The following is a 22,194-nucleotide window of genomic DNA, read 5'->3' on the forward strand; positions in this document are numbered from 1 at the left end:
AAGGCAGAACAAATGGAAAGATGTATATTATCAGCCTTTTAATATACATGTGCAAATTTGAAATAATTTGCAAAAACATACAACAACTGTGGTTCAAAGTATGTTAAATTTCCACGGTATATGGTAACAACCTAAGGATTTCATTATGGATAGGTAGTTAGGAACGTTTGAGAGCTTGCGTACGGAGTTTAACAGGGCAGTGAAATACGTAAGTGTCAGCAGTCCCATAGTAGTCTGAGATTGGGAAAGCCAATTACACGAGGTTGAAACGCCTTACGGCGAAGGGGACTAGTCGGTTTGTATTACAAATTTCGCGAAAGAAAAATAACAACTCTCTGAAATATGAGTGACGAACTATAGGAGGAAATCTTATACATTTAAACGTCAATTTTTCATGCGAAGCTGAATTAAAAGAATTACAGGATTTTTTGTATCTTAAATCAAAAGAAAACAAAGTAATCACGGGATTATTAGAAGCAATATCAAGCGAAGTGACAATAGTCACTGCTATTCACAACATTAAAGCGAATAAAGGCAGCAAGACCGCTGGTGTAGACAAAAATAAGATGGATAAATATCTACAAATGCCAAAGGAATGCCTAGTAAACCTCATTCAAAATAACCTAAAGAATTACAAGCCAAAACCAGCAAAGCGAATGTATATCAAGAAAGAGAACGGTAAAGAACGTCCACTTGGAATTCCTACTATATTAGATAGAATCATTCAAGAGTGTGTTCGTATCATAATAGAGCCAATATGTGAGGCGAAATTTTACCCTCATAGTTATGGTTTTAGACCTTACAGGGCTCAAAAACATGCGATAAAGGACATCACTCACAAAATGAGTATTCCTTCCAAGACTGAGAACAAACTAGTTTTTGCACTGGAAGGCGATATAAAAGGTTGTTTTGACAATATAAATCATAGGATATTACTACAAAAACTTTGGAAAATAGGGATACACGACAAAAGGGTTATTTCAATTATCAAACAAATGTTGAAATCTGGATACATTGACTATGATATATATTGCTCAAGCGAGGTCGGTACACAACAAGGTGGAATTATATCTCCATTACTTAGCAATGTATACCTCAATGATTTTGATTGGTTTGTAGGTAGACAATATTGCGAACCTCATAGACAGTGTACCCGCAAGGGTAATGATATTCGCAGGTTGCGAAATCAAGGAAAAAATAGAAAATTTAATATCAGATATGCTGATGATTGGATTATACTTACATCTAAAATGTCCGAAGCGCAGCGGCTTAAGAAGGAACTCACAAAATATTTTAAACATCGTTTGAAATTAGAACTGTCCGAAGAAAAAACTAAAATAACGGATATGAGAGTGAACGGAGCAGAGTTCTTAGGATTTGTGATAAGAGCTGAAAAAGCTAGAGGTTCTAAGACAGGAAATCTAGTTGGCAAAGCATTTCCGAACATGAAGAAGCTAAACAAAAAGATTACTAATCTTTGTAACGAAATAAATGTTCTGAAAAAGTTGACTGTTCCGAATACGAAGATTGCTCAAATTCACTATATCAATTCAGTTATCATGGGAATTGCAGAGTATATTAAGTCGGGTATTTGTTCAAAGGCTTTTAGAGCGATAGATATTAGGATAAATCATAGCTGTTATTATACCTGGAAGTATATGTATCCAAATGCAGGTGCAGATATGAGAGTCAAAATGAAAGAATTAAATAACTTACCTCATCGCCATGAAAAATACAATGATAAAACATTTGCAATTGAACACGATGGTATGTGGATAGGTATAACAAAGGCATATATTACACATTCAGAATGGGAGAAACATCCATTTGATGAGAAAATGACTCCATACACAGAAGTGGGCAGAACACTATATGTTAAATCAAAGAAAAAGAATAAACCATTACCTAAAAACAGACCTTCTATAAATACTTCGGATGAGTTGAAGATGGCAGTATATAACAAGTCGATTTACAACTTTGAATACTATATGAACCGTGAGTACGCTTTTAATCGTGATAAAGGCAAGTGCAGATGTTGTGGGGAGAACTTGATGTACAAACATGATAAACATTGTCATCATGTGAACAAAAGTTTAGAACTTAATAAAATAAATAAGGTTTCTAATCTAGCGTGGGTTTGTGCAAGTTGTCATTATGTAATCCATAGTTCAACTATTCCCGAAAACGTAAATGCAAAGGTTAAAGAGAAAATCCTGAAATTCCAAGAAGTATTAAAAAGAGCGGAATTTGTAAAATGAATGACTGTCCGTGAGGACAGCGTGCATCGAATCCCGAAGGAGGGAGTCGGCAAATCGATGGAACGCCGTGTGCGGTGAAAGTCGCATGCACGGTGTGAGGTGGGGGAAAAGATAGAGATAACATCAAAGTCTTACCTATCACAACAAAGTACCTACTTAAGTTAGAGAGAGCTCGATTTAGGATGGTACACATATGTGTCACATGAAGAAACATTCTCCTTTGAAATTAAAACAGACGGTGAAATTATTAAACACATTGTAAAAAACAAAAAGATTGAGGGTAGCTTAGAAATTACAAAAGTAGATGTGGCCGATGGAAACAACAAGTTACCAGGTGCAGAGTTTACGATCTATAACGAGCAAGGTCAGGAAGTTGTAAAAGGAAAAACAAACGAACAAGGCATTGCAAAGTTTGAGAAATTACCAGCTGGTAATTACACATATAAAGAAACATTCGCGCCAGTGGGATATTTAATCAATGAAGAGACATTCTCTTTTGAAATTAAAACAGATGGTGAGATTATCAAACATGTTGTAGCAGATCAGAAAAAAGAAGTTCCACCAACACCAGAAACACCACAACCAGAGAAACCACAAACACCACAGGTCATTGAAAAACCTGTACCAACACCAGAGAAACCACAAAATATTGTAAAACAACCACAACCGATGAAAGAACAACCTAAGAAAGTAGAAAGTCATTTACCAACAACAGGCGGCAAGGCTGAAAATCCATATTGGAAATGGATTGGTGTTACATTTGTCGTTCTTGGTAGCATCCTAGCTGTTTACGCATTTAGAAAACGTAAGAATCAAGAAGTTTAAAAAACTCTCAACTGATAAGGGAGGGCGGGATCAAATGTGCATATTTGATGTACATTATCAAATCAATGATAGGAAATATACAAAATCATATTTACTTGCATTGGTGGAAGATGGGTTTCAGTTGCGAAAAAATATCCAACATGTTCTGATCAAAGAGCACCAACAAGAAATTACGATCCTTTCTACAGATTTAGAAGAATTAGATTTAGTAGCTTCATAATGAATGAAACCTCTTAGATGTACAGAATATTTCTATTTAACGATATAGAAAGATAAAACAATACAGACCTGCGGTAGTATGTCAACTGAAAAACAACAGAATTTTTAGTTATCAAAGTCCTATTTACTTAAAAAAGACATCACGAAACTAGACCAGTAATACATGTAATTTACTAGAAATTAATTGAAAGGTAGCGATGACAAGTTTTATGTCACACTTTCACGCACCTTTCTGGCGTAAAGAGTTGGTGACTACGTAGTAGCGCATCCACCAATCGCACAAGTTTTCTTGCGGTTAGAACGAGTGCACGTTTGTGTTGATGTTTTGGTACTTCATTATATTTTTTCACGTAATATTCTTGGTAATCAGATACATGCCTTCTTACAGAGTTGGCGGCTTCAACTAAGTAATACCGCAAGTAATGATTTCCATTACGAGATAATGAAGTGTTTTCTGCGGTGAATCGACCAGACTGGTGCGTACGCCAATATAACCCGGCATATTTTGCTACCTTGGTTTCATCATCAAATCTTTCGATTTGACCAATTTCAGCGAGAATACCAGCGGCGAACACAGGCCCCACTCCAGGAATGGATTCAAGTGTTTGAGGCAATCCAGCCATGATTCGCTTAATGGATTTTTCTAGTTCTTTGATTTGTTGTTGATAGGTACGAATTACCGCAATAGATGTTCCGAGAAGGACATCGATGGAGTCTTCCACAACCTTATCCAAACGATAAGAAGAGCGAACAGCCTTTTGAACGGTTGATGCCACACATTTTGGGTCACCAAATCGGTTTTTCCCTTTTACTTGTAGGAACTCAGCGAGTTCTTCTAAAGGCATGTTGGCTAGCTCTTCTAGACTGAATTTTTCAAGGAACAATTCCATCATGGCGTTGCCAAATATAGAAGAGTCCACCTCTTGTGAGAACGTATTACATTTATAACTTAGGTGTTGTAAAAAATGTTGTTTTTCTTTTGTCAACATTCTAACGAGCTGATAACGAGATCTTGTTAATTGCTGGAGTGCCATATATTGACTTTCTTTTACGATGGACATTTGATTCCGTCCAAAGCGTAAGTAATCAGCGATGACAAAGGCATCAATCTCATCTGTTTTATCCATGTCAGAATAGCTTTTCTTGAAATTTGCAATTTGTTTGGGATTCATCAAAAATACCTTTGCTCCAAAGCTTTGTAAGTCCTCATCATAGTGAAGAAACATAGATGGATGAAAACTATAAACAGATGTGGATTCTAAGCCGATTTTAAAGGTTCCAACCTCTTGATTGGCTATGTGCTTTAATAATCGCTCTTTGAGCGCTGTGGCACCTGGTAAATCATTATTGACTGAAAAGGAGTCTAGCTTTTCTCCTTCACCATTTAGAATACAAACTTTTATATCAAACGAACTTACATCTAGACCAACAAATAATCTCACGTAAGAGACCTCCTTTCGATTTAGAATCATTTCTTGGACGTCTCGAGATATCTCTAGTGTGTACGCCGACCAACAACCTCGTGTATGAGAGCTTGTCCTGAATCGAAAGCCGCCTTAGAGCTACTAACATCTAGGTTCGAGGGTCAGGCTGCTCAGCCTGCGAGTAGGGAGTCCCGCACGTTCACTGAGAAACACTCTTTTTTATGTGGTATATCCACAGGAGGATTTAGAATTGTCCCAAATGATCCTACTATCATTATCTAGAAATATCTTGAGACGTCCAAGTATTAATTTACGGGTCTCTTATTAAGGGAATTTAGAGCTGAAATAACAGCTTAAATATAATATACGAGCGAGGATTAGGGATGAAACAGGGAATCGTTGGTTTAATCATAGTTGTACTAGTGGGTATCAGTGTATGGTTATGGAATCAAAATCGCACCTTACAGCATAAAGTCGAGCAAACGGAAAAGAAATGGACGGAACAAGTAAAAGAGCTAAAAACAGAAAATCGAGCATTGGAAAAGCGCGTGACAGTTTTAACAGAAAATACCCAAGATAAAGGGCAAGAAGTGGCGAAACAGTTTGTTGAGCTGTTAATACAGAATGATAACAAACAAAAAGAAAAGCCAGGATTTGAGAAAATCAAAGAAATGATAACAGGAGAGGCACGAAACAAATTATTAAACGCGCCAGATGATGGACATAACCATATACAAGATGATGGCTCTATGCATATTCAAACGAAAGCGAAGATAACAGATATGTACTACATCAAAACCGCTGATAATAAAGCGGATGTAACGGTTAAATATGATTATCTTGTAACGGTTGATGGAACAGAACAACAAGAAAAACACACAATGAAATTAAATTTAATATTAGAAGGTGACAAATCGTTTGTAGAAAATTACGAGTTTCAAATCAATACAGGAATTGAAGGGCCATAGAGAAAGGAATGAGGGGAGTTGGTAGATCAAAATGTATTGCATCATATCGGGTATGAAGTATTGCAAGAAACGTTTGTATTGATTCGAAATGTATTTTCCTATTCAAGCCAAGATGAATCCAGTGTGACATATGTGCGAGAAATTGCGGATGCTTTGCATAACATCCCGCATTCGATTCAAAAACAGCATGATACATTTTTAGAATTCGAGTTCAAACTGTTAGAAGAAACATTAATGCAAACGGATTTTGGAAAGGTTGCCGCACAAAATATTCCTTATTTTAGAATGTATGCGGCACGTGTAAAGCAATTGTTACAGAAGCACTATAAAATGGGGTGATAAAGAATGATTGTATTGGGAATTGGGCTGTCAGTTTTGCTGATAGCCTTTTTATTTATCCAGGTATATCCGTTCCAAGAACAAAAGTTAGAACAGAGAAAATATGATGAATATGGAATCTGGATCATTATTTGTACAGGGGTATGTCTCTATGTTTCGCACCATTTTTTACAGGAAAACATGTGGCAATGGGGATTAAAAATTGTTGGTGCAACTTTTTTACAGGGTTTTCAATTGGATGTGTTGGAAAACAAAGTATATATGATTTTCAACATAAAAAGTTTCCCTTTCAGAAAAAATGACGCTTCAAATTCGCTTGTAATTGATTTTAAAGAGATTATTAATACATTTGGTATCAAATAAGATTACGATCTTTATTCAGGCTTTTAAGTGGTTCAAATGAGATTTTAGAGAAAAAGAGGGGGGGGGGATGCTTTTTTTAAAGGTTATTGCATATATTTTGTTAAGTATAGGAGTTTGTACAGTTGTTTTAGCAGGAATAGCCGCAATTGGAAAGAAAGAAACAAATAATAATCGCAAATATACATCTATTATTGGCCATGTATTATTTTTGTTCGGGAAGTCTTCTATATTTGTGCACGTTATGGGAAACACAAGATATTTTCCTACAAGCCTTTTTGATTCTAATTGTAGGAATTACGATCATGCGATTAAGAAAAAGCTGGTATGTACCGCAAATGCATACGCTTCAAAAACTGCAAGAAGAAGCAACAAGTAAGAATAATCTGTGAGGAAATTTAAGGGGAGAAGGAGTGGAGGAATCTTGATACATCAATATGAATTGAACTTTTCAGTGATGTACAGTGGCAAGGTAACAGACTCACAATCTACGATTATTCCAGCAAGTTCTTTAGAGGAAGCAAATAAAAAATTAGAGTCAGAAGTAAAGCGGCGATTAGGAAAATGTAGTATAAAAATGAATTCCGCAAGTTTATTTGTTTCAGAAGAAGTTCAATATACAGGCTTACAAAAGTGAAAAATCTATTTTGGATACAAAACATAAGAAAATTGTGCTTCTGCTGATTGAAATAGCTAGATTATATGATGAAATGAATCATTCAAGTGGTTGGGATGGGAGTAGATTTTCTGTTATGATAGAAAAATCTATGAATCAGCGGGGTGAAAGTAATGATTTTTTTATTTCGATTTGATGTGACAGACAAGGGAATGGATTTTATTCTGAATGAAGAAATAGCAAAAGATATGTATCCTGATTTGGAAGAAATGCTCCGTGATTTAGTGAGATCTTTATGCTCAATGCTTGAATACTATAAAGTCTATAACAAAGAGAAAACCATCTTTTCAGGATTCATTCACGATAATGGGAAGCGGAGGTACACTCAGTAAGGGTTTTGGAAAATACATTGATCCATATACCAAGAATCAAATTATCTTTGATCATGGAAAACTTATTACTGAACTTTGTACCACAATCATGGATCGGAGATCAGCAGAAGTCCAATTAAAAGGAGAACGATGGTAGATCATAGTTCTATTTTCATAAAAAAGTTTAATTAAATTGTAAGGACTGATAAGTGGTGAGTAGTTCAATGAAATACGTGTTAGAAAAGTTTTATACATACGTAGAAAAATAAAGCACTCATGGCTAATTTGTTGTATACTAAAGAAGCTCAAGCAAGAACTCTATTATGCGGTTTTAGGCATAAAAAAAACGTCTTTTATCAGCACATAAAAGACGTTTTTTATTTGAACATTATTAACATAGCATGTCTTATGAGTAGTAAGACATGCTACTTTCAGAAAATGTGCTGATTGTGAAACGTATATTATCCCTACATAGCTTGTTGCACAAACCGAATCCGCAAGTATATTATAAATCAATGATGAAAAAGCGATGTGTTTCACCGTTTTTTGTATATATTTCTAATTAGATGTATACTAAATATGATTTCTTTTGTGAAAATTTTTAGGTGTTTTTCAAGTCAAGTTATGGTCGTTATCTAATCTATTGTATGTATCTGCAGTGAGGCTCTTATGTTAATCATAAGAGCCTGTTTGCATGCTCAATTTGTTTTTATGTACAATAAGAAAAAAGAGATCTTATCAGACAGGGAGAGGAATCCCATGTCCAATCAAAAATTGGTCAATTTACGTATTGATTTTGCCTTTAAACAATTATTCGGGACATCCGGAAGCGAAGATATTTTGTTAACATTTCTAAATGCAATGTTAGCTGATTCATTGAAATCCAGTTGAATACCTTTTAAAGCGTTCCCTATATTATTGGAGTAAGCTCTATGCATCTCAATTAAAAAAGGGAATGCCTTACAGCTCATTGCATAAAACCATTACAATCAACTTATTGAACTTTGTCATGTTTAAAGACTATGAAGCATTTCATACGACGGGGAAACTGTGGAATATGCAACAGCAGCAACTCTTAAGTGATGATATCGAAATTCATGTCGTGGAAATTCCAAAATTGCTACAGCAGTGGCGAGAGGAAAAAGTAAATCCATGGGAAGATTCTTTTGTTCGGTGGTTATTACTATTACCAGCCAATGAAGATGAGCATTTAACACATACTCTGGAGGCGATTGCGATGAATCAGGATCCAATTTTACAAAAGGCAATGGATAAATGGGAGCATATGAGCCAAGATGTTTCGTTCCGTCAAGCATATGAAGCACGCGAAAAGATATTTGATGGATGAAGCAACAGGTATTGCACATGCGTTAAATAAAGGGCGAGAAGAAGGCATGAAAAAAGGACTTGAACAAGGCGTTCAACAGGGAAAACATCAAATGATTCTCGGTATGCATCGTTTACAAGTCCCAATAGAAACCATTGCACAAGCCAGTGAACTCACGATTGAAGAAGTAAAGAAAATCATAGAGCAGGCATAAAAGAGGCGGTCTTTTGTGATGTGCACCCCAATTGTTAGACACAATTAACAATTGGAGGTGTATTTTTTTATGGGAAAGTTTTCTCCTAAAGAAAAGATACAGATAGTGAAACAATATTTTAATGAAATAGATAGTGGAAAAAGGCTTGCTAAATCTCTAGGGATTCATTCTAGTGTAATTTATCAGTGGATCAAACAATATGAGGCATTTGGAGAAAAAGCTTTTGAAAAACGCTATACAACTTATTCGCTTCAGTATAAACTAGATGTGCTTAAATATATGGATACACAAGGGACGTCCAGCTATGAAAAATAAGAAGGTTAGGTACAGTCAAAAAAAGATACAGTGCTAGTTCAAGGGTCTATAGAAGCACTACAAGTAGAAAATGAACTTTTACGTATGGAAAATGATTATTTAAAAAAGTTAAATGCCTTAGTTCAGAAAAAGAACAAATCACAGATCAAGACAGAGCACAGGTAATTTATGAATTAAGACACGGATACAAAATCATCGACCTTGTGAAAATCGCTGGTATTGCCCGCAGTACGTACTATTACTGGATTAAACAAATGGAACGTCCAGATAAATATAAGAACATTAAAGAATTAATCCAAGAGATTTTTGAAGAGAATTATGGCAGATACGGTTATCGTCGTATCACATTAGAATTACGTAACCGGGGATATATATTCAACCATAAAACAGTTCGTCGTTTAATGAATATTATTGGATTAAAATGCATGGTTCGTATAAAAAAATACCGTTCATATAAGGGAGAAGTAGGGAAATTCGCAAAGAATATTTTGAAGCGTGAATTTAATGCATCAAAGCCTAATGAAAAGTGGGTAACAGATGTCACTGAATTTCATCTCCATGGTAAAAAACTATATTTATCTCCTGTTTTAGACTTATATAACGGGGAGATTATAGCTTACAATATAGAAAATAGACCTGTGTATTCACTTGTATCAAAAATGCTTAATAAAGCCTTTACACACTTAAATGATGGAGAAACTCCTATTCTTCATTCTGATCAAGGATGGCATTATCAGATGAAGATATATCAACAATCATTAAAAAAACATAAAGTTATCCAAGGTATGTCCCGTAAGGGAAACTGTTTAAACAATGCCGTCATAGAAAACTTCTTTGGCTTATTAAAGTCTGAATTATTCTATCTTAAAGAGTTTGAAAGTATGAAGCATTTTAAGATAGAATTAGAGGATTATATTCATTATTACAATCACAAAAGAATTAAAGCAAAGTTAAATGGAATGAGTCCAGTACAATACCGGACTCACATCCAATCAGTCGCTTAACTTCTTTGTCTAACTTTTTGGGGTCAGTTCATTTGGACCGCCTCTTTTTACGAAAAAACACAACAAAGACAGTTATGCCAGACTGTCTTTGTTGTGTTTGTGATTTTGCAAGTGTTTGTACGTATATATCATATCAAAATAGCTTCTACCATACAAAAGAAAAGCCTATATGTATAGAGTGTGTTGTGGGAACACTCCCCCAAAAAAAATACAGCCACGATAATCCGTGACTGTATCTTTTCTCTGCGTAAACTCACTATATCTAGCAACTAACCCTTACAGATTGCTCTTCATTTCACAGTATACCTTATCTTGTGGTGAAAATACATATGTTTTACACTAACCCCTTGAATGTCCCCCCTGGCTTACGATGATGTCCTCCACCATTTCCATGTTGGGGTATGATATGGGGCCATATACGAATATATTCCAATTAAAAAGGGATGTGGAAAATAAAAACGTCTCCACATCCCTTTTTGTTAAATTTTCATTAGGTAAAACTATTGAATTTGATCTTGCATATCTATTTTTGAATATCAAAATACATAAATTATAAAATCCCCTCATGTTATGCCCTTGCTTTGTTTCCAAATGTTAATAGATGCCAAATTTTCTCGATAGGACCTTGTTTAAATTTCTGCAACCAAATAAAACTAAAAATAATTAGCATAGTAAATATAATGCAGGAGAGTATCAAGCTTTGTACTAGTGTGTAGCCAGATGTCCAACCTAACAATAAAGGAAGAAGTTTAAGAAGCAATGCATGCCCAATATAAGCCGTTAATGAAATCCTTCCTACATAACTGAGCGGTTTATAAATATACAAAGAATGGTTTTTATTATATAAAAGAATGATGGAAGACAAATAAAATATTGATAAGGGGTAAGCCGTTATATAACATAGCCCTTGAAAAGAAATATTATGCTCTACATCTGGATTTATATAAATAGTCCATAGACCTCCTAAAATTAGGGATAAGCTGAGACAACATGACATCTTCTGAATTTTTTTGATCATGACCGTTTGTTGTGATAATTGCTGAAAAAAATTAATTTTCCCTACATATAGTCCTAATAGCATCATACTAAAAATTACAGATAGATAAGTGACAGCGTAACAAATTATTTGAACAGAAATATTAAAACTTTTGGAGGAGAGGCCTCCCAATACCATAGCTCCCATTACTAATAGTATATTACATGTTATGATTAATCCCGCAATGCGTAGAATCATTCTAGACACTAGTCTAAAGAAAAGAAGTAAGCTAAATCCGAATAAACTATAGATGATTAAAATAGGAGTTATCTGAGGGCAAATCAGTATAGATATAATCCCTATAGGAAGCAGCGTAATTAATCGCCTTGAAAAAAGATGATAACTATGCAATCCACGTTGTTGCGCGCGTAAAAAAAAGAAATAAGATCCAACGCCAAATAAAAATGAAAAAATAGAAACGAACTTAAAATGAATAAACATGTTATTAAAAATATCTAAGTAAAAATCCATAGAATACATCGGGATTTCTTGTTTTTTTGACAAACCAGCGGCGTGTATAATTAACATTCCAATCAAAGCAAAGCCACGAAGAATATCAAGAGATATAATACGAGTAGAAATATTATTTTTAGTATGCAAATTTCTGTTGTCCTTTCCAGATGTTTAGGTATTTGTAGTAGAACATTCGTTGCTACATTTTGAATTATAGCAATACAAAATAAAAAAAACAGAACAAGTTATGGGGTTCGCAAAGGCCATTAAAAATGTTGCAATTCACAAATGTTTTTTCCACTCCTTGAAAAAAAGTATTGGTATAAAGGATTCCATATTAGTTGTGGATGCTTTTCTTCCACGACTAGCTAAAAAGAAAAAAATTTTGTAAGGTATCCTCAAATTCTTTTCTATTCATGTACCTATCACCTGATTTTGTTGTTCTAATGTATCTAACTTTGTTTGCATTTTCTCCATCTGTTCTTTTACTTCTTTAAGTTCCAACTTGATTTCTGATAACAACCTTAAAATGGCATCACCTTTATTCATAACAACCACCTTATTTCAGAAGATGAATATTTTCTCAATGTTAATAAGATTTAATTTTCGATATTTTCAGGTATAATAAAGAAGAATAACTTTCATTATTTTCTTCTCAAAGGACGGACTATGCCAATAGAACCGTTCTTTTTTTATGTTGCCCCTTTTTATTATCTAAAAATTCAGCATACTATGAATTTAAATGACTTTCATTTCATCTTTTATCTATGGCAAATTATTTCAATAGTCTGTTCTTTTTTATTCGTAAAGGTATACTTTTACAGATATCTTTAAAATCTAAGCACCTTTTAAGATACAAATGAGTTATAATTATGGTTGAGGTGAAAATATTGCAGAATAAAAAGTTTGGATATGTAAGAGTTTCCAGTAAAGACCAAAATAAAGAACGTCAGATTGAAAATATGAAATATCTTGGAATAGAGGATCGAGATATTTTTATTGATAAGCAATCTGGAAAAAATATGAAGAGAGAAAATTATCAAATGTTAAAACGATTAGCTCGTACGGGAGATACCATTGTTTTTGATTCCTTAACAAGATTAGGTCGCAGTATGAATGATGTGTTAGAGGAATTTCGTTACTTTGAACAGCAGCGTATTAATTTACAGTTTATTAAAGAACCTTTTATTAATGTGAATTATAATGGAGAGACCGCAAACGATGTGATTCAGCAAGCGGTACAAAAAGCAACCCTTACCATTCTATCTGCTTTTGCGGAAAAAGAAAGAAATGATATTAAACAAAGACAAGCGGAAGGGATTGCGTTAGCAAAGAAAAAAGGAAAACATTTAGGAAGACCGCCTGTACAAATTACAGATCAATTTATCCAGGCATATCGAGATTGGCAATCAGGAAAAATCACAGCCGTTGGGGCAATGAGAAAATATGATATAAAACGTTCTTCTTTTTATAAACTAGTAAAAGAATATGAAGTACAAGAGGAAACGAAACATACAGTTGAAAATAAATGACATGTAGAAATAAGAAAATCAGGTTTATTCCTAGTTATATAGGGATTGTAATGGATGCTTTAGCGCATACCCCATCCTTTGAAAAATTTGACGAAGACACAATAGGTGTTAAGGGAATCCACTTGATAGGTAGAGGGTTGCTAGGACTTATGTTAGATAAAGAGCATCCATATTATAATTTTAAACAAACGTTTGATTCGCCAGTATTCACACAAAATAGGTGGATTCGCTATTTATAATGAGTTTTTATAGATGAATATCTATTTATTAAAATTCATTAAGTAAATCAAATTTTCAAGTAAGTGTTTTATGAACAAAAAAGTGAAAGTAGATAGATAAAAAGAGGACTCCTAAATTAGAGTCCTGAAAGGAAAATAAGTGAATCGAAAATACAATACATAAGTATAAGCTGAATCTGTCCAAAATAATTAAAAATATATACAATGAAGCAGTTAACAAAGGCTAATTGGACAGTAGTCATTGCCTCTGTTTTCTCGCTTTTTTTAGGAAGTTTCCTTCTGATTTGTTATATCTTCAGAGGATAGGGGGATAGTGTCTTCTTCACGTACCTGAAACCAATCGTTTTTTCGTAGATATTGATATTCTCGTTTTGTAATCTTACATTCTTTGTGTAACAGAAAACGTTGACCAAAGGCATAATAAGACGCACCCTTTATCAAAGTTGCATAATACATATATCAACATTCCTTTTCATAAAAGTATATAAATAAAACAAAAAGGAAACAAAATAAATTCATCGCTTCCTTTTCACTGCAAAGATAGATTGTACAGCCTACCCTCTTTCTATTAGGATAACCAATAAATTGGTTTTTTATACCAAATCTATAGAGGACGCAAGACAATGTTATTATACATATCTTGTTTAACTGTTCTTTTTATATGATAAATAAAAAGGTGGTTCTTGGATACGGCTCCCTTTTTGTTACGAAATACTATGAAAAATAATACCGTTTATTCTACATATAAACCATTAGATGTCTTTTAAGTAAATATATGGTCGCTTCTCTAATTTATTGCAGTCCCGATAGAAAAGCTCTTAGGATTGACTTAAGAGCTTTTCTGCATGTATATGATGAAATATAGGAGAGTAATAAGGAGGGGAAATACAAGAACTACCCGTCATCGGTAAATATATACATTTATTTCACATGTGGACAATTATTTGAAACATCTGGAAGACCACCTGAATAGATTACAAATCCGTTATTAAATCCTACGAGGCATGGAACGATGGGAACACTATATCAGTAGGAGCGGATGAAAAAATATAAAATTACGCGTTCCTAATGAGATACAACCAGTAAAATAATGAATAGCAGCTGAGGATGTTCGGCTAGACCCTGTACAAATGAAAAAAGGCAACCATCATTTCCAAATAGATTAGGATAGTAAATAAAGAGTGCATTTTTTGCTGTTTTATGCATGGCAGGGCATTATAAATTCTACATTTTTTGTAGAAAAAAAAAGAAAACTTGTTTAACATTTATTGTATAAACGATATGTTGGTACCTGCCGTACAACTTAAGTTTTTCGTGACTTGGTAGAAATGATGGAGGAATGAGAGTCATCTTTAGCTTATACAACTAGTATACGTTGGGTTCATCAATATGGACCAAAATTGAATGAGTGTATTCGAAATATGCCTGAATTGAAATCCTTACAAACAGTTATAAAAATGATTGCTGGAATAGAAGCTATGCATATGATCAAAAAAAGACAAACTCTCCGCGGGGAGAAGTATGTCCAAAGACAGATACATCTTATCAATAAACTTTTTGATTTAACAGTATAAAGTCCAATTCCGCTAGGGATTGTTTTCTTTTTTCATCCCCCACTATTTTTGCACCAGAACTATTTTTGTCGTGCGCCCAAAATGTGTTATTGGTATGAGTACATCACTTATCAAAAGAGTAGAGGATTTATCGCATTTTGTTTTCTATATGTCCAAGCGCCCCTCTGGATTTTCCCGTGTTTCCTACTAAACCGATTATTTCACCACTATTAACAAAATCTCCTTGAAATACATATCTCTTATCTAGGTGAGCAGATACAGCTTCATATTCCCCGTGTTGAATAAACACTACATGTCCATAGCTATTGGAATGATAAGACTTTTTTACTGTTCCAGTGTTTATAGCCACAACTGGCGTCCCGATTGAAGCAGCTATATCAATGCGGTAATGCTTACCGTGCCTAGTTCCAAATGTATCACTTGTCCTGTCGTTTACAGGCCAAGTCCATTGCGGGCTTTCAATAGGAATAACAATATGACTACTCAAAAATAAGCTAAAGATAAGCAGGCTGATTCGAACTGAGCAAAATAAATCTGGAAAAATAAAAAAGGGGTATATTCCATGAACCAACATCATTTTCATCTCGTGTTCATAATAAACGTATATCGTGGCATTTATGGTCTGAATAATGGAATTTATCTATATTCTTTATACAGGAATGGACCTTCAGAGTACATAAGGTATCATACTTTGATACAGATTGGGTGTATTTACTCTATCTGTTTTCATGTATATTTGTGATTGTAAAAGTGACGATTTTTCGTTTGGCTGATATCTTCATTTATCTTCGCTTGTAGATGTTTTCTTCCAGTTTACTGGACTGCACTTCTTCTTTACGTATTTGAAACCAATCATTTTTTTGTAGATATTGCTATTCTCGTTTGGTAATCTTACATTCTTTTTGGAACATAAATCGTTGTTCAAGAGCATACTAAGATGCGCTTTGTATCAAAGTGGCAGAGTACATACATAAACATTTCTTTTCATTCGAAAGATTGTACAGTGTACCCTTTGCTCTTAAGATAACTGACTAATTAATTTTTTTATACCACTCATGTATAAGTAGATACACACTACTTTCATAAAAACCTCTGTACTATGTCTACCTTTGAAATTCGTCAATATGTATTTAGAAAAGCACCTTTCATGTACCCATCTCATCTAAGAGCTTGTGGTTCTTTGTCATCTCTTAGATGTACCCTTTGTGTTATTTTTATCTTAAGGCCTCACGCTTCGTTCATAACGTGGTCTGTGTAGTCCCATTAACTCTTCCATATCACGTATGCTGCAGTTTCTTTGTGCTTTTTTCTTTTTGATACGTTTATATTTCTTATACTTGTCACATAAATGATTTTTCAACCCATCTATTTTCTAGCAACACTTTTCACAAAATAAGAAAATACTTTTCTTAATCATTTTTGGTCGTTTATACCATTTCAATACATGAATACGTACAAAACTTTGCTAGATCTTTACACCCGATAAATTGTGATTTACAATTAAATATTTGATTTTTGATATTTCTCAATACCTTTAAAATAAATTTCTTGTACAATAAAAACGTACCAAATTTTACAGTACTTCCATACAATTTTCTCCTGCCACCATAAGCTTTCTGCTTATGGTGTTTTCATACTACCTTTTTTCACATGTCTTTATATTCTTTCATACTATGTTTCGAGGTGAAATTATGAAGTATAATCCTAATATTTTATCGTTTCTTTTCATGTGTATCGTCGTTTTTTCATTTATCGCCTACCTAGTAAGGAATACATTACGCACGCATCCTATATTTGTCTTATCTATTAGTTTGTTTGCCCTATTAGGAACTTTTTCGTTTATAAACCCAATGGAAGATACGTATTTTCCATCGCTTATTTTAATTGGAATCCTCATGTATGTCATTCTTTTACTAAGTACGCTTCTAATAGACATCATTATAAGATAATGATTGTATATTGATATAAAAATAGGAATCTTATAGTCCTGAGAAAACAGATATGCTAAAATTTGATGCGTGTGGCAACCAAAAGCAAAATATAGACTAGGGAAAATAAATTCTTGAACTTATAACCAGATAATATAACAAAAATTTAACATACATGTTCATTTTTGTTATATTATGGTTGCGTTACTAAAGGCAATCAGATTTTTTTACATATCCCCCCGGAATGCTATTTTGCTGGACATCCCTCTTTGGGTCGTTACAACTAAAAATAACGAAAACGATTGGTTGTAATGGCCTATCATTTTCGTTATTAGACCATTTAAGGTGTCCAAATTAGGCTCTAAGAGTTTTTGTGTTAAAAGAAACACAAAAAACCAAATCTGCTTAATAAGTATTTAGGGCTGTTTAAATGAATTTGATTTTTCTCTATAGAAACATAATGCAATATACATTGGATTCTCTTTCATTTCAGCGATTTCGCTATTCTTATTAAGTATGGAGTAGGTGGAGATTCATTTTATGATACATATAACTAACGTATCACCAGAATATTATACGTTCTTACGTATGAAAAACAAAATTATTGGTGGACATATCCTTCTTGAAAATACGCCTTATTATCTCTGTCATTTTTTATTAGATCAATCGATTACCATTGAGAATAAAGAAGGATCCGATTTAATACAAATAGATCTTATCCGGCTAACAAATGATGAAGAGATAGAAAATATGGTTATGTTAGAAAAGGTCCCTATCGGTTTGGATAGTCTATATTATGGTTTTAGAATAAAGATGGGCCAATCTTCAAAGCAGGGGTATGACTATATAACCCAAAATACCCTTGGGCGCTTGTATCTCTATCTTGATACACGAGAAAACGCAACTTGTTGGCATACGCAAGCTTTATCTGAAAATATAGGTACAACAATAACGGCGGTACATTCGTCAAGTTATTGGGGGATACTCACAAGACATAAAAGAAAATGGATTCAAGCGCAAACAATAAAACATTCACATACCACTATCGACAATTATTGGACATTTCTATCCGCTCATACATAAAGATTGTTAATATTTAAAAGCTTGCTGAATCCAATTCCATGACTCAGGTGGTAACCACCCCTGCATATCATTTCTAACTTTTACAATTAATAAAGTATCTTCTTCCGCAATACAAGGTTTTAACTGGTTATAAATTTGATGGGAGGTAGCTTTTGTACATAGTAATACCAGGGATTCTTGATGAAACATCCACCCTTCATAAGATTGTATGGTTTTATTAAAGAGGGTAGTATGTTGAATAGGTGTATTTAGTTTATAAGATATAAGATATACAGCCATATGAAATCAGTCACTCCTTATTTGATATATTCAATAGGTTCTATGATTGTTTCGGGTTTTACATTTTCTGCCGTACCAGATACCGAGTCCTTTACTAGATTTGGTTCCATTTCTATGTATAACGCCAATAAACAAATGAATGTTTCGATCTCCTGTAATGTTTCATATAGCCTTTCATACGACATTCCCGTTTTTTCTATCTGATCTAACTCTTGATGGGCCGTTTTCATACAAGATGATATCTTTTTTAGGATTTTTTCAAACGAAACTTGCTTATTTTTATGCATAAAAATCCTCCTAGTTATTTATTCTCATCTAGAAAAAGTTGATATTTTTTATGATTCACAACAGTTCTATCGTATGGAAAATCGCCGCCCATAACCATTTCCATTTCAATTAATGTGGATCGTTCATACTTTTTTTATTACTCTACCTGTAATCTCCATGCCATATCTTTCAAATACGATTGTATCCCTATATTTGCTTGCATAATCAGCCTCCTTATAAATCAGAATTTTCAAATTCATACATCTGTATAGTAAATCGAACGTTCCTTCTTGTAAACATAATTCGAACTTTCTCAATTTCAATCTGGATATATTTCAAAAAAATAAGGGCAGATACTCGGAAATTGTAAAATAAGTACCTTTTTTATCATAAAAATTTTAAAAAATAAGCCTTTTCTCTTTAAAAAAGATAGAATAACATTGATTTCTAACAAACGAGGAGTGCACTATAGTAGAAAACAATAAACAAAGTAGAATGTACTATGCACATAGTCACGTTCCAAAGAAAAAAGAAGTAACTATATCGTATCAAAATTTTTTTAACTATTATCGGTATTGTAAGTTGAGAAATCTCAAAAATATTAAATTTGTACAAATGCTAGAATTGGTATATAATACAAAAAACTTTGTCAATTCTTCAGTCTTTTAACAAAAATACTGGTAGATAACCATTTTTTCTTTAATAATAAACTAAGAGTAGGTGGGGAGCTTGGACAAAAGGTTCTGTTGCAAAGTTTGAAAAAACGAATCTCGTACTATAAAATACGGTTATCGTTTAAGAAATTTTGAATAGTTTCTATAATTTTTTGTACGTCCAAAAGGAGAATTTGGGAATGTGACTCCTCTTTCGTTTGTATATAGCATGAATCGTTTCGATTCCTTTCAATGTACGTGAAGCATGACGAATACTTTGAAATCTCGAAGATTTTACAAAACGGCGTTTTACGTGTCTATGATCCTGTTCTATGAGATTATTGAGATGTTTAACGGTACAGTGTCTTGTATGTGTATAAAAATCAGCTTTTGTAATTTTTTTAATGCACAAAGCAAAGCCGGTGCCTTGTCTGTGGTGAGAACCGTTTGTTCTCCAAACTGTTTGACCAATCTTTTCATGAAGGAATAAGCCGCTTGATGATTTCGTGTTTTTCGAAGTTGAAAGTCTAGTGTATCTCCGTCACTATCAATGGCGCGATATAAATAACACCATTTTCCTTTGACTTTGATATACGTTTCATCCAAATGCCAAGCAGGGTGTGCTGATTTGTTTTTCTTCTTCCACATTTGATAGATGAGATTTCCATATTCATGCACCCAACGCATAATAGTTGTTGGATGAGCGGAAACACCACGTTCTTTCAAGATTTCAGACACAACACGATAGCTTAAGGAAAAACGACAATAGTAGCCAACGGCTACTAAAATAATGTCTTTCTTGAATTGTTTTCCTTTAAAATATCTCATGCTCCTCGAATCATTTTTCTTACATTTTAATTTCGTTTAGAAAACTTTGCAACAGAACCCGATTGCCTCTCCTCTTGTAAACGCACTCCGAATTTTCTCAATTAAAATTTGGATACATGTTGAAAAAAATAAGATGCCCTATGAGTTTATTTGTATCGAAAATTATAAAACAAGCTATTGTAGATGCCGAAATAAGTTTTATAAACAAAATATGTTTCTTTTGTTATCCTAAGGAAAAAGAAACATAGGGGAGAATGGAAGATGAATGCAAAAGAAACGAGAATTCAAATTATAAATATACAAGAACAGCATTGCCGTGGGTGCGAATATTTATTCGGCTCCTATCAACATTGCATCGAAAATTGTGAATGGGGAAAGGAAGTATACCAGTTAGGAAAGCATTTGTCTGGGGAGGAAAATGTGAAAGTAAAGAATGCAGAATGGAAATGGGATCAATTGTGTGAGGACACGGTTCAATTACGGAATACAGGAATGGGATATGTGGAAATTGCAAAACGGTTAAAATGTCGCGCCAGTAGTTTACGTGAGCATTTGAAAAAGCGTGGACTATATGAATGATGTACTAACGATGTTATAAGAATATGGATAGTATTTAAAAACATAATAAGCTTGCAATGTTAGCATGCGGTATTTTTGCTCACCTTCCAGTTCTTATTGAGATACATGCTAGTATGTATAGAAGGAAGTAAATTTGTTTCAATACGATGAACATAAGCCGTATTCTAGCAAAAACCAGAGCTTAGGTTTTTGCTTCGTAACATATGATTCATACAAACTTAGGTGTAATTTTTTTATATTAATTTTTCCGATAGTAGTAAATTCATCATCGTGTTGTAAGGGCCGAGTTAGCTCATTACAACGTATAATTTTTTCATCTTTCAATTCAAAAATCGCTATGATTTCTATGACACCACGATTCCCATTTTTCTTCTTTACATGAATCTCATATCTTAGCGTTGCTGTCTACTTCTCTTCATCAAATAAAAAAACATAAAAAGGGGATAATAATATCTAATCTTACTTCATCAAATGTATCAAATAGATGATAGTGGTTCTCTGCTTTTTGATGAAGTTTTTCATAAATGGAGGCTAATTGGCTTTCAAAAATAGTTACAATAGAATACATCCATTTCTATTACCTTCTTTTTATTACTATCTTGATTGCCGTTTAATCGCTAGTTTAGATACATGTAATTTGCTTGAGAATAACACCGAATTTGTTTAGATGTTTTTATAAAAAACCTCCTTTATTTATAATTTGTATGAAATGAACCAAGTTTATTATATTAGAAAAAACATATTGTCCTTATAGCTAAATGATTGAGGAATAAAGATGTCTTGTAATCTATATGTAACAACTTTTTATTACATATAGGACGCATGACGCTTAAAATGAATGTGTAAGATCTTGCATATTCCGAAGAGATTAACTTTTTAGGAGCAATGTAATTACAGACCAGTAGATATTCGAGAGGAATAAAAACAACTTTTAAATTCAGAATTTTTAATTTGTTTTTTCTCAACATTTGAATTAAAATAAACCTATATTCTATCATTCTCATAGAAGGGATTAAAAAGAGATGAAAATGGTTTTATGTTCATTATTAGAAGAGTTGCTACAAGACTATGAGAAAAATCATTCACGTATGTATTTTATGTTCCAAAAAAACGAAGAGGACTATGTTTTTACTGATGTGAATCAGGCATTACTCCAAACTGTTCATCAACAAAGAACTGATTTTGTAGGGCAAACCATAGATACTGCACCGCATCTTGGAGATGAAGCAACAAGGGCAAAATTAAAAACCATTTATCCATTAGCTTGGTCAGGAAAAAAAGTGATTTTTTACTGTTTTCCAGATCGTAATGTAGATATATTTGTGATCACATATCTTGAACCTCAATATGAAAAGGGGAAAGTGATACAAGTGAGGGGGCGCTGTGCATCTTTTGATAAAAATGAATTTCATGATACGTTACAACATCTTGAAGAGTTCGTTACTTTTGAAATGTTACCTGAATAATTCACAGTAAGCTCCTTCTCCCATCACATATATCAGC

17 protein-coding genes and 9 pseudogenes are annotated in these 22,194 nt (G+C 33.5%); 17 read left to right on the forward strand and 9 right to left on the reverse strand.

Translation table 11 applies throughout. From position 1 onward, the window contains the following. The first annotated feature begins 428 nt into the window (after window positions 1-428). From ltrA to PSR14_RS29885, 3 genes and pseudogenes are all read left to right on the forward strand, one after another. Window positions 429-2,258, forward strand: a complete 1,830-nt coding sequence (ltrA, locus tag PSR14_RS29875; protein ID WP_392355918.1) for a group II intron reverse transcriptase/maturase — start codon at window positions 429-431, stop codon at window positions 2,256-2,258. A 192-nt stretch (window positions 2,259-2,450) separates the two neighbouring features. Beyond that, window positions 2,451-3,083 (forward strand): annotated as a pseudogene (locus PSR14_RS29880) (SpaA isopeptide-forming pilin-related protein); the annotation flags it as partial. A gap of 34 nt (window positions 3,084-3,117) precedes the next feature. Next, the gene (locus tag PSR14_RS29885) at window positions 3,118-3,303 is read left to right on the forward strand and encodes a hypothetical protein (RefSeq protein WP_097825708.1); all 186 of its coding nucleotides are present in this window, start codon (window positions 3,118-3,120) and stop codon (window positions 3,301-3,303) included. Between the two features lie 211 nt (window positions 3,304-3,514). On the opposite strand, the gene PSR14_RS29890 is transcribed toward PSR14_RS29885, so the two are convergent. Further along, window positions 3,515-4,744: an IS110 family transposase gene (locus tag PSR14_RS29890; RefSeq protein WP_113732350.1), complete on the reverse strand. Its 1,230-nt coding sequence runs from the start codon at window positions 4,742-4,744 to the stop codon at window positions 3,515-3,517. 365 nt (window positions 4,745-5,109) lie between these two features. Here PSR14_RS29890 and PSR14_RS29895 point away from each other — a divergent pair, with 365 nt between their 5' ends. The 8 genes and pseudogenes from PSR14_RS29895 to PSR14_RS29930 all read left to right on the forward strand — a co-directional run bounded on the left by PSR14_RS29895 (window position 5,110) and on the right by PSR14_RS29930 (window position 10,240). Then, window positions 5,110-5,694 carry a hypothetical protein gene (locus tag PSR14_RS29895; RefSeq protein ID WP_098213970.1) on the forward strand — a complete coding sequence of 195 codons (585 nt, stop codon included), beginning with the start codon at window positions 5,110-5,112 and terminating at the stop codon, window positions 5,692-5,694. Window positions 5,695-5,712: 18 nt separating this feature from the next. Beyond that, entirely contained in the window at window positions 5,713-6,033 is a 321-nt protein-coding gene (locus PSR14_RS29900) for a hypothetical protein (protein WP_277505803.1), read from the forward strand. A gap of 6 nt (window positions 6,034-6,039) precedes the next feature. Next, window positions 6,040-6,335: pseudogene (locus PSR14_RS29905) on the forward strand (hypothetical protein). A 128-nt stretch (window positions 6,336-6,463) separates the two neighbouring features. Continuing rightward, window positions 6,464-6,785, forward strand: a pseudogene (locus PSR14_RS29910) (hypothetical protein). 32 nt (window positions 6,786-6,817) lie between these two features. Continuing rightward, window positions 6,818-7,030, forward strand: coding sequence for a hypothetical protein (locus tag PSR14_RS29915; RefSeq protein WP_098213972.1), 213 nt, complete (start codon window positions 6,818-6,820; stop codon window positions 7,028-7,030). A 152-nt stretch (window positions 7,031-7,182) separates the two neighbouring features. Further along, window positions 7,183-7,537 (forward strand): annotated as a pseudogene (locus PSR14_RS29920) (hypothetical protein). A gap of 602 nt (window positions 7,538-8,139) precedes the next feature. Further along, a pseudogene (locus tag PSR14_RS29925) lies at window positions 8,140-8,921 on the forward strand (Rpn family recombination-promoting nuclease/putative transposase). Between the two features lie 69 nt (window positions 8,922-8,990). Beyond that, window positions 8,991-10,240, forward strand: a pseudogene (locus PSR14_RS29930) (IS3 family transposase). A gap of 568 nt (window positions 10,241-10,808) precedes the next feature. Here the strand turns inward: PSR14_RS29930 and PSR14_RS29935 are convergent. Continuing rightward, a complete protein-coding gene (locus PSR14_RS29935; RefSeq protein WP_098213974.1) occupies window positions 10,809-11,876 on the reverse strand; it encodes a DUF418 domain-containing protein in 1,068 nt (355 codons plus the stop codon). A 267-nt stretch (window positions 11,877-12,143) separates the two neighbouring features. After that, complete coding sequence (locus PSR14_RS29940; protein WP_255292285.1) at window positions 12,144-12,278, reverse strand: hypothetical protein; 135 nt, start codon at window positions 12,276-12,278, stop codon at window positions 12,144-12,146. Window positions 12,279-12,601: 323 nt separating this feature from the next. Here PSR14_RS29940 and PSR14_RS29945 point away from each other — a divergent pair, with 323 nt between their 5' ends. Together PSR14_RS29945 and PSR14_RS29950 are read left to right on the forward strand one after the other, a co-directional pair. After that, window positions 12,602-13,261, forward strand: a complete 660-nt coding sequence (locus tag PSR14_RS29945; protein ID WP_098213975.1) for a recombinase family protein — start codon at window positions 12,602-12,604, stop codon at window positions 13,259-13,261. Window positions 13,262-13,311: 50 nt separating this feature from the next. After that, window positions 13,312-13,500 carry a hypothetical protein gene (locus PSR14_RS29950; protein WP_218927215.1) on the forward strand — a complete coding sequence of 63 codons (189 nt, stop codon included), beginning with the start codon at window positions 13,312-13,314 and terminating at the stop codon, window positions 13,498-13,500. Window positions 13,501-13,764: 264 nt separating this feature from the next. On the opposite strand, the gene PSR14_RS29955 is transcribed toward PSR14_RS29950, so the two are convergent. Continuing rightward, complete coding sequence (locus PSR14_RS29955; protein ID WP_098213977.1) at window positions 13,765-13,956, reverse strand: YqbF domain-containing protein; 192 nt, start codon at window positions 13,954-13,956, stop codon at window positions 13,765-13,767. A gap of 823 nt (window positions 13,957-14,779) precedes the next feature. Between PSR14_RS29955 and PSR14_RS29960 the strand changes: the two are divergent. Continuing rightward, window positions 14,780-15,074 (forward strand): annotated as a pseudogene (locus PSR14_RS29960) (hypothetical protein). A gap of 116 nt (window positions 15,075-15,190) precedes the next feature. Here PSR14_RS29960 and PSR14_RS29965 read toward each other — a convergent pair. Further along, window positions 15,191-15,648 (reverse strand): annotated as a pseudogene (locus PSR14_RS29965) (M23 family metallopeptidase); the annotation flags it as partial. Window positions 15,649-17,542: 1,894 nt separating this feature from the next. Here PSR14_RS29965 and PSR14_RS29970 point away from each other — a divergent pair. Continuing rightward, the gene (locus PSR14_RS29970) at window positions 17,543-18,085 is read left to right on the forward strand and encodes a hypothetical protein (RefSeq protein WP_098487812.1); all 543 of its coding nucleotides are present in this window, start codon (window positions 17,543-17,545) and stop codon (window positions 18,083-18,085) included. 6 nt (window positions 18,086-18,091) lie between these two features. Here the strand turns inward: PSR14_RS29970 and PSR14_RS29975 are convergent, their stop codons facing one another. From PSR14_RS29975 to PSR14_RS29990, 4 genes and pseudogenes are all read right to left on the reverse strand, one after another. Then, the gene (locus PSR14_RS29975; RefSeq protein WP_098213981.1) at window positions 18,092-18,364 is read right to left on the reverse strand and encodes a hypothetical protein; all 273 of its coding nucleotides are present in this window, start codon (window positions 18,362-18,364) and stop codon (window positions 18,092-18,094) included. A gap of 17 nt (window positions 18,365-18,381) precedes the next feature. Further along, window positions 18,382-18,651 (reverse strand): hypothetical protein, encoded by a 270-nt coding sequence (locus PSR14_RS29980; RefSeq protein ID WP_098213982.1) that lies wholly within the window; start codon window positions 18,649-18,651, stop codon window positions 18,382-18,384. Window positions 18,652-18,665: 14 nt separating this feature from the next. Continuing rightward, a pseudogene (locus PSR14_RS29985) lies at window positions 18,666-18,810 on the reverse strand (DUF2187 family protein). A gap of 637 nt (window positions 18,811-19,447) precedes the next feature. Next, window positions 19,448-20,112, reverse strand: a protein-coding gene (locus PSR14_RS29990; RefSeq protein WP_261772532.1) for an IS6 family transposase whose coding sequence is annotated in 2 segments (ribosomal slippage) — window positions 19,448-19,671 and window positions 19,671-20,112 — 666 coding nt in all. Because the reading frame shifts where the segments join, the coding sequence is not laid out codon by codon here. Between the two features lie 261 nt (window positions 20,113-20,373). On the opposite strand from PSR14_RS29990, the gene PSR14_RS29995 reads away from it, so the two are divergent. Then, the gene (locus PSR14_RS29995; protein WP_098213983.1) at window positions 20,374-20,691 is read left to right on the forward strand and encodes a hypothetical protein; all 318 of its coding nucleotides are present in this window, start codon (window positions 20,374-20,376) and stop codon (window positions 20,689-20,691) included. A 1,022-nt stretch (window positions 20,692-21,713) separates the two neighbouring features. Beyond that, window positions 21,714-22,157 carry a hypothetical protein gene (locus PSR14_RS30000; protein WP_098213984.1) on the forward strand — a complete coding sequence of 148 codons (444 nt, stop codon included), beginning with the start codon at window positions 21,714-21,716 and terminating at the stop codon, window positions 22,155-22,157. Window positions 22,158-22,194 lie beyond the last annotated feature (37 nt).

Source organism: Bacillus sp. A01H, from assembly GCF_045277205.1.
GTDB lineage: Bacteria > Bacillota > Bacilli > Bacillales > Bacillaceae_G > Bacillus_A > Bacillus_A paranthracis.

What these genes read in the sequence shown, in the direction of transcription:
- PSR14_RS29955 (WP_098213977.1), bottom strand. Translation starts at nt 13,956, where the DNA reads ATGTATTATGCAACTTTGATAAAGGGTGCGTCTTATTATGCCTTTGGT.
- PSR14_RS29945 (WP_098213975.1), top strand. Translation starts at nt 12,602, where the DNA reads ATGGTTGAGGTGAAAATATTGCAGAATAAAAAGTTTGGATATGTAAGA.
- PSR14_RS29980 (WP_098213982.1), bottom strand. Translation starts at nt 18,651, where the DNA reads ATGCATAAAAATAAGCAAGTTTCGTTTGAAAAAATCCTAAAAAAGATA.
- PSR14_RS29970 (WP_098487812.1), top strand. Translation starts at nt 17,543, where the DNA reads ATGATACATATAACTAACGTATCACCAGAATATTATACGTTCTTACGT.
- PSR14_RS29940 (WP_255292285.1), bottom strand. Translation starts at nt 12,278, where the DNA reads ATGAATAAAGGTGATGCCATTTTAAGGTTGTTATCAGAAATCAAGTTG.
- PSR14_RS29950 (WP_218927215.1), top strand. Translation starts at nt 13,312, where the DNA reads ATGGATGCTTTAGCGCATACCCCATCCTTTGAAAAATTTGACGAAGAC.
- PSR14_RS29975 (WP_098213981.1), bottom strand. Translation starts at nt 18,364, where the DNA reads ATGGCTGTATATCTTATATCTTATAAACTAAATACACCTATTCAACAT.
- PSR14_RS30000 (WP_098213984.1), top strand. Translation starts at nt 21,714, where the DNA reads ATGAAAATGGTTTTATGTTCATTATTAGAAGAGTTGCTACAAGACTAT.
- PSR14_RS29895 (WP_098213970.1), top strand. Translation starts at nt 5,110, where the DNA reads ATGAAACAGGGAATCGTTGGTTTAATCATAGTTGTACTAGTGGGTATC.
- PSR14_RS29995 (WP_098213983.1), top strand. Translation starts at nt 20,374, where the DNA reads ATGAATGCAAAAGAAACGAGAATTCAAATTATAAATATACAAGAACAG.
- PSR14_RS29885 (WP_097825708.1), top strand. Translation starts at nt 3,118, where the DNA reads ATGTGCATATTTGATGTACATTATCAAATCAATGATAGGAAATATACA.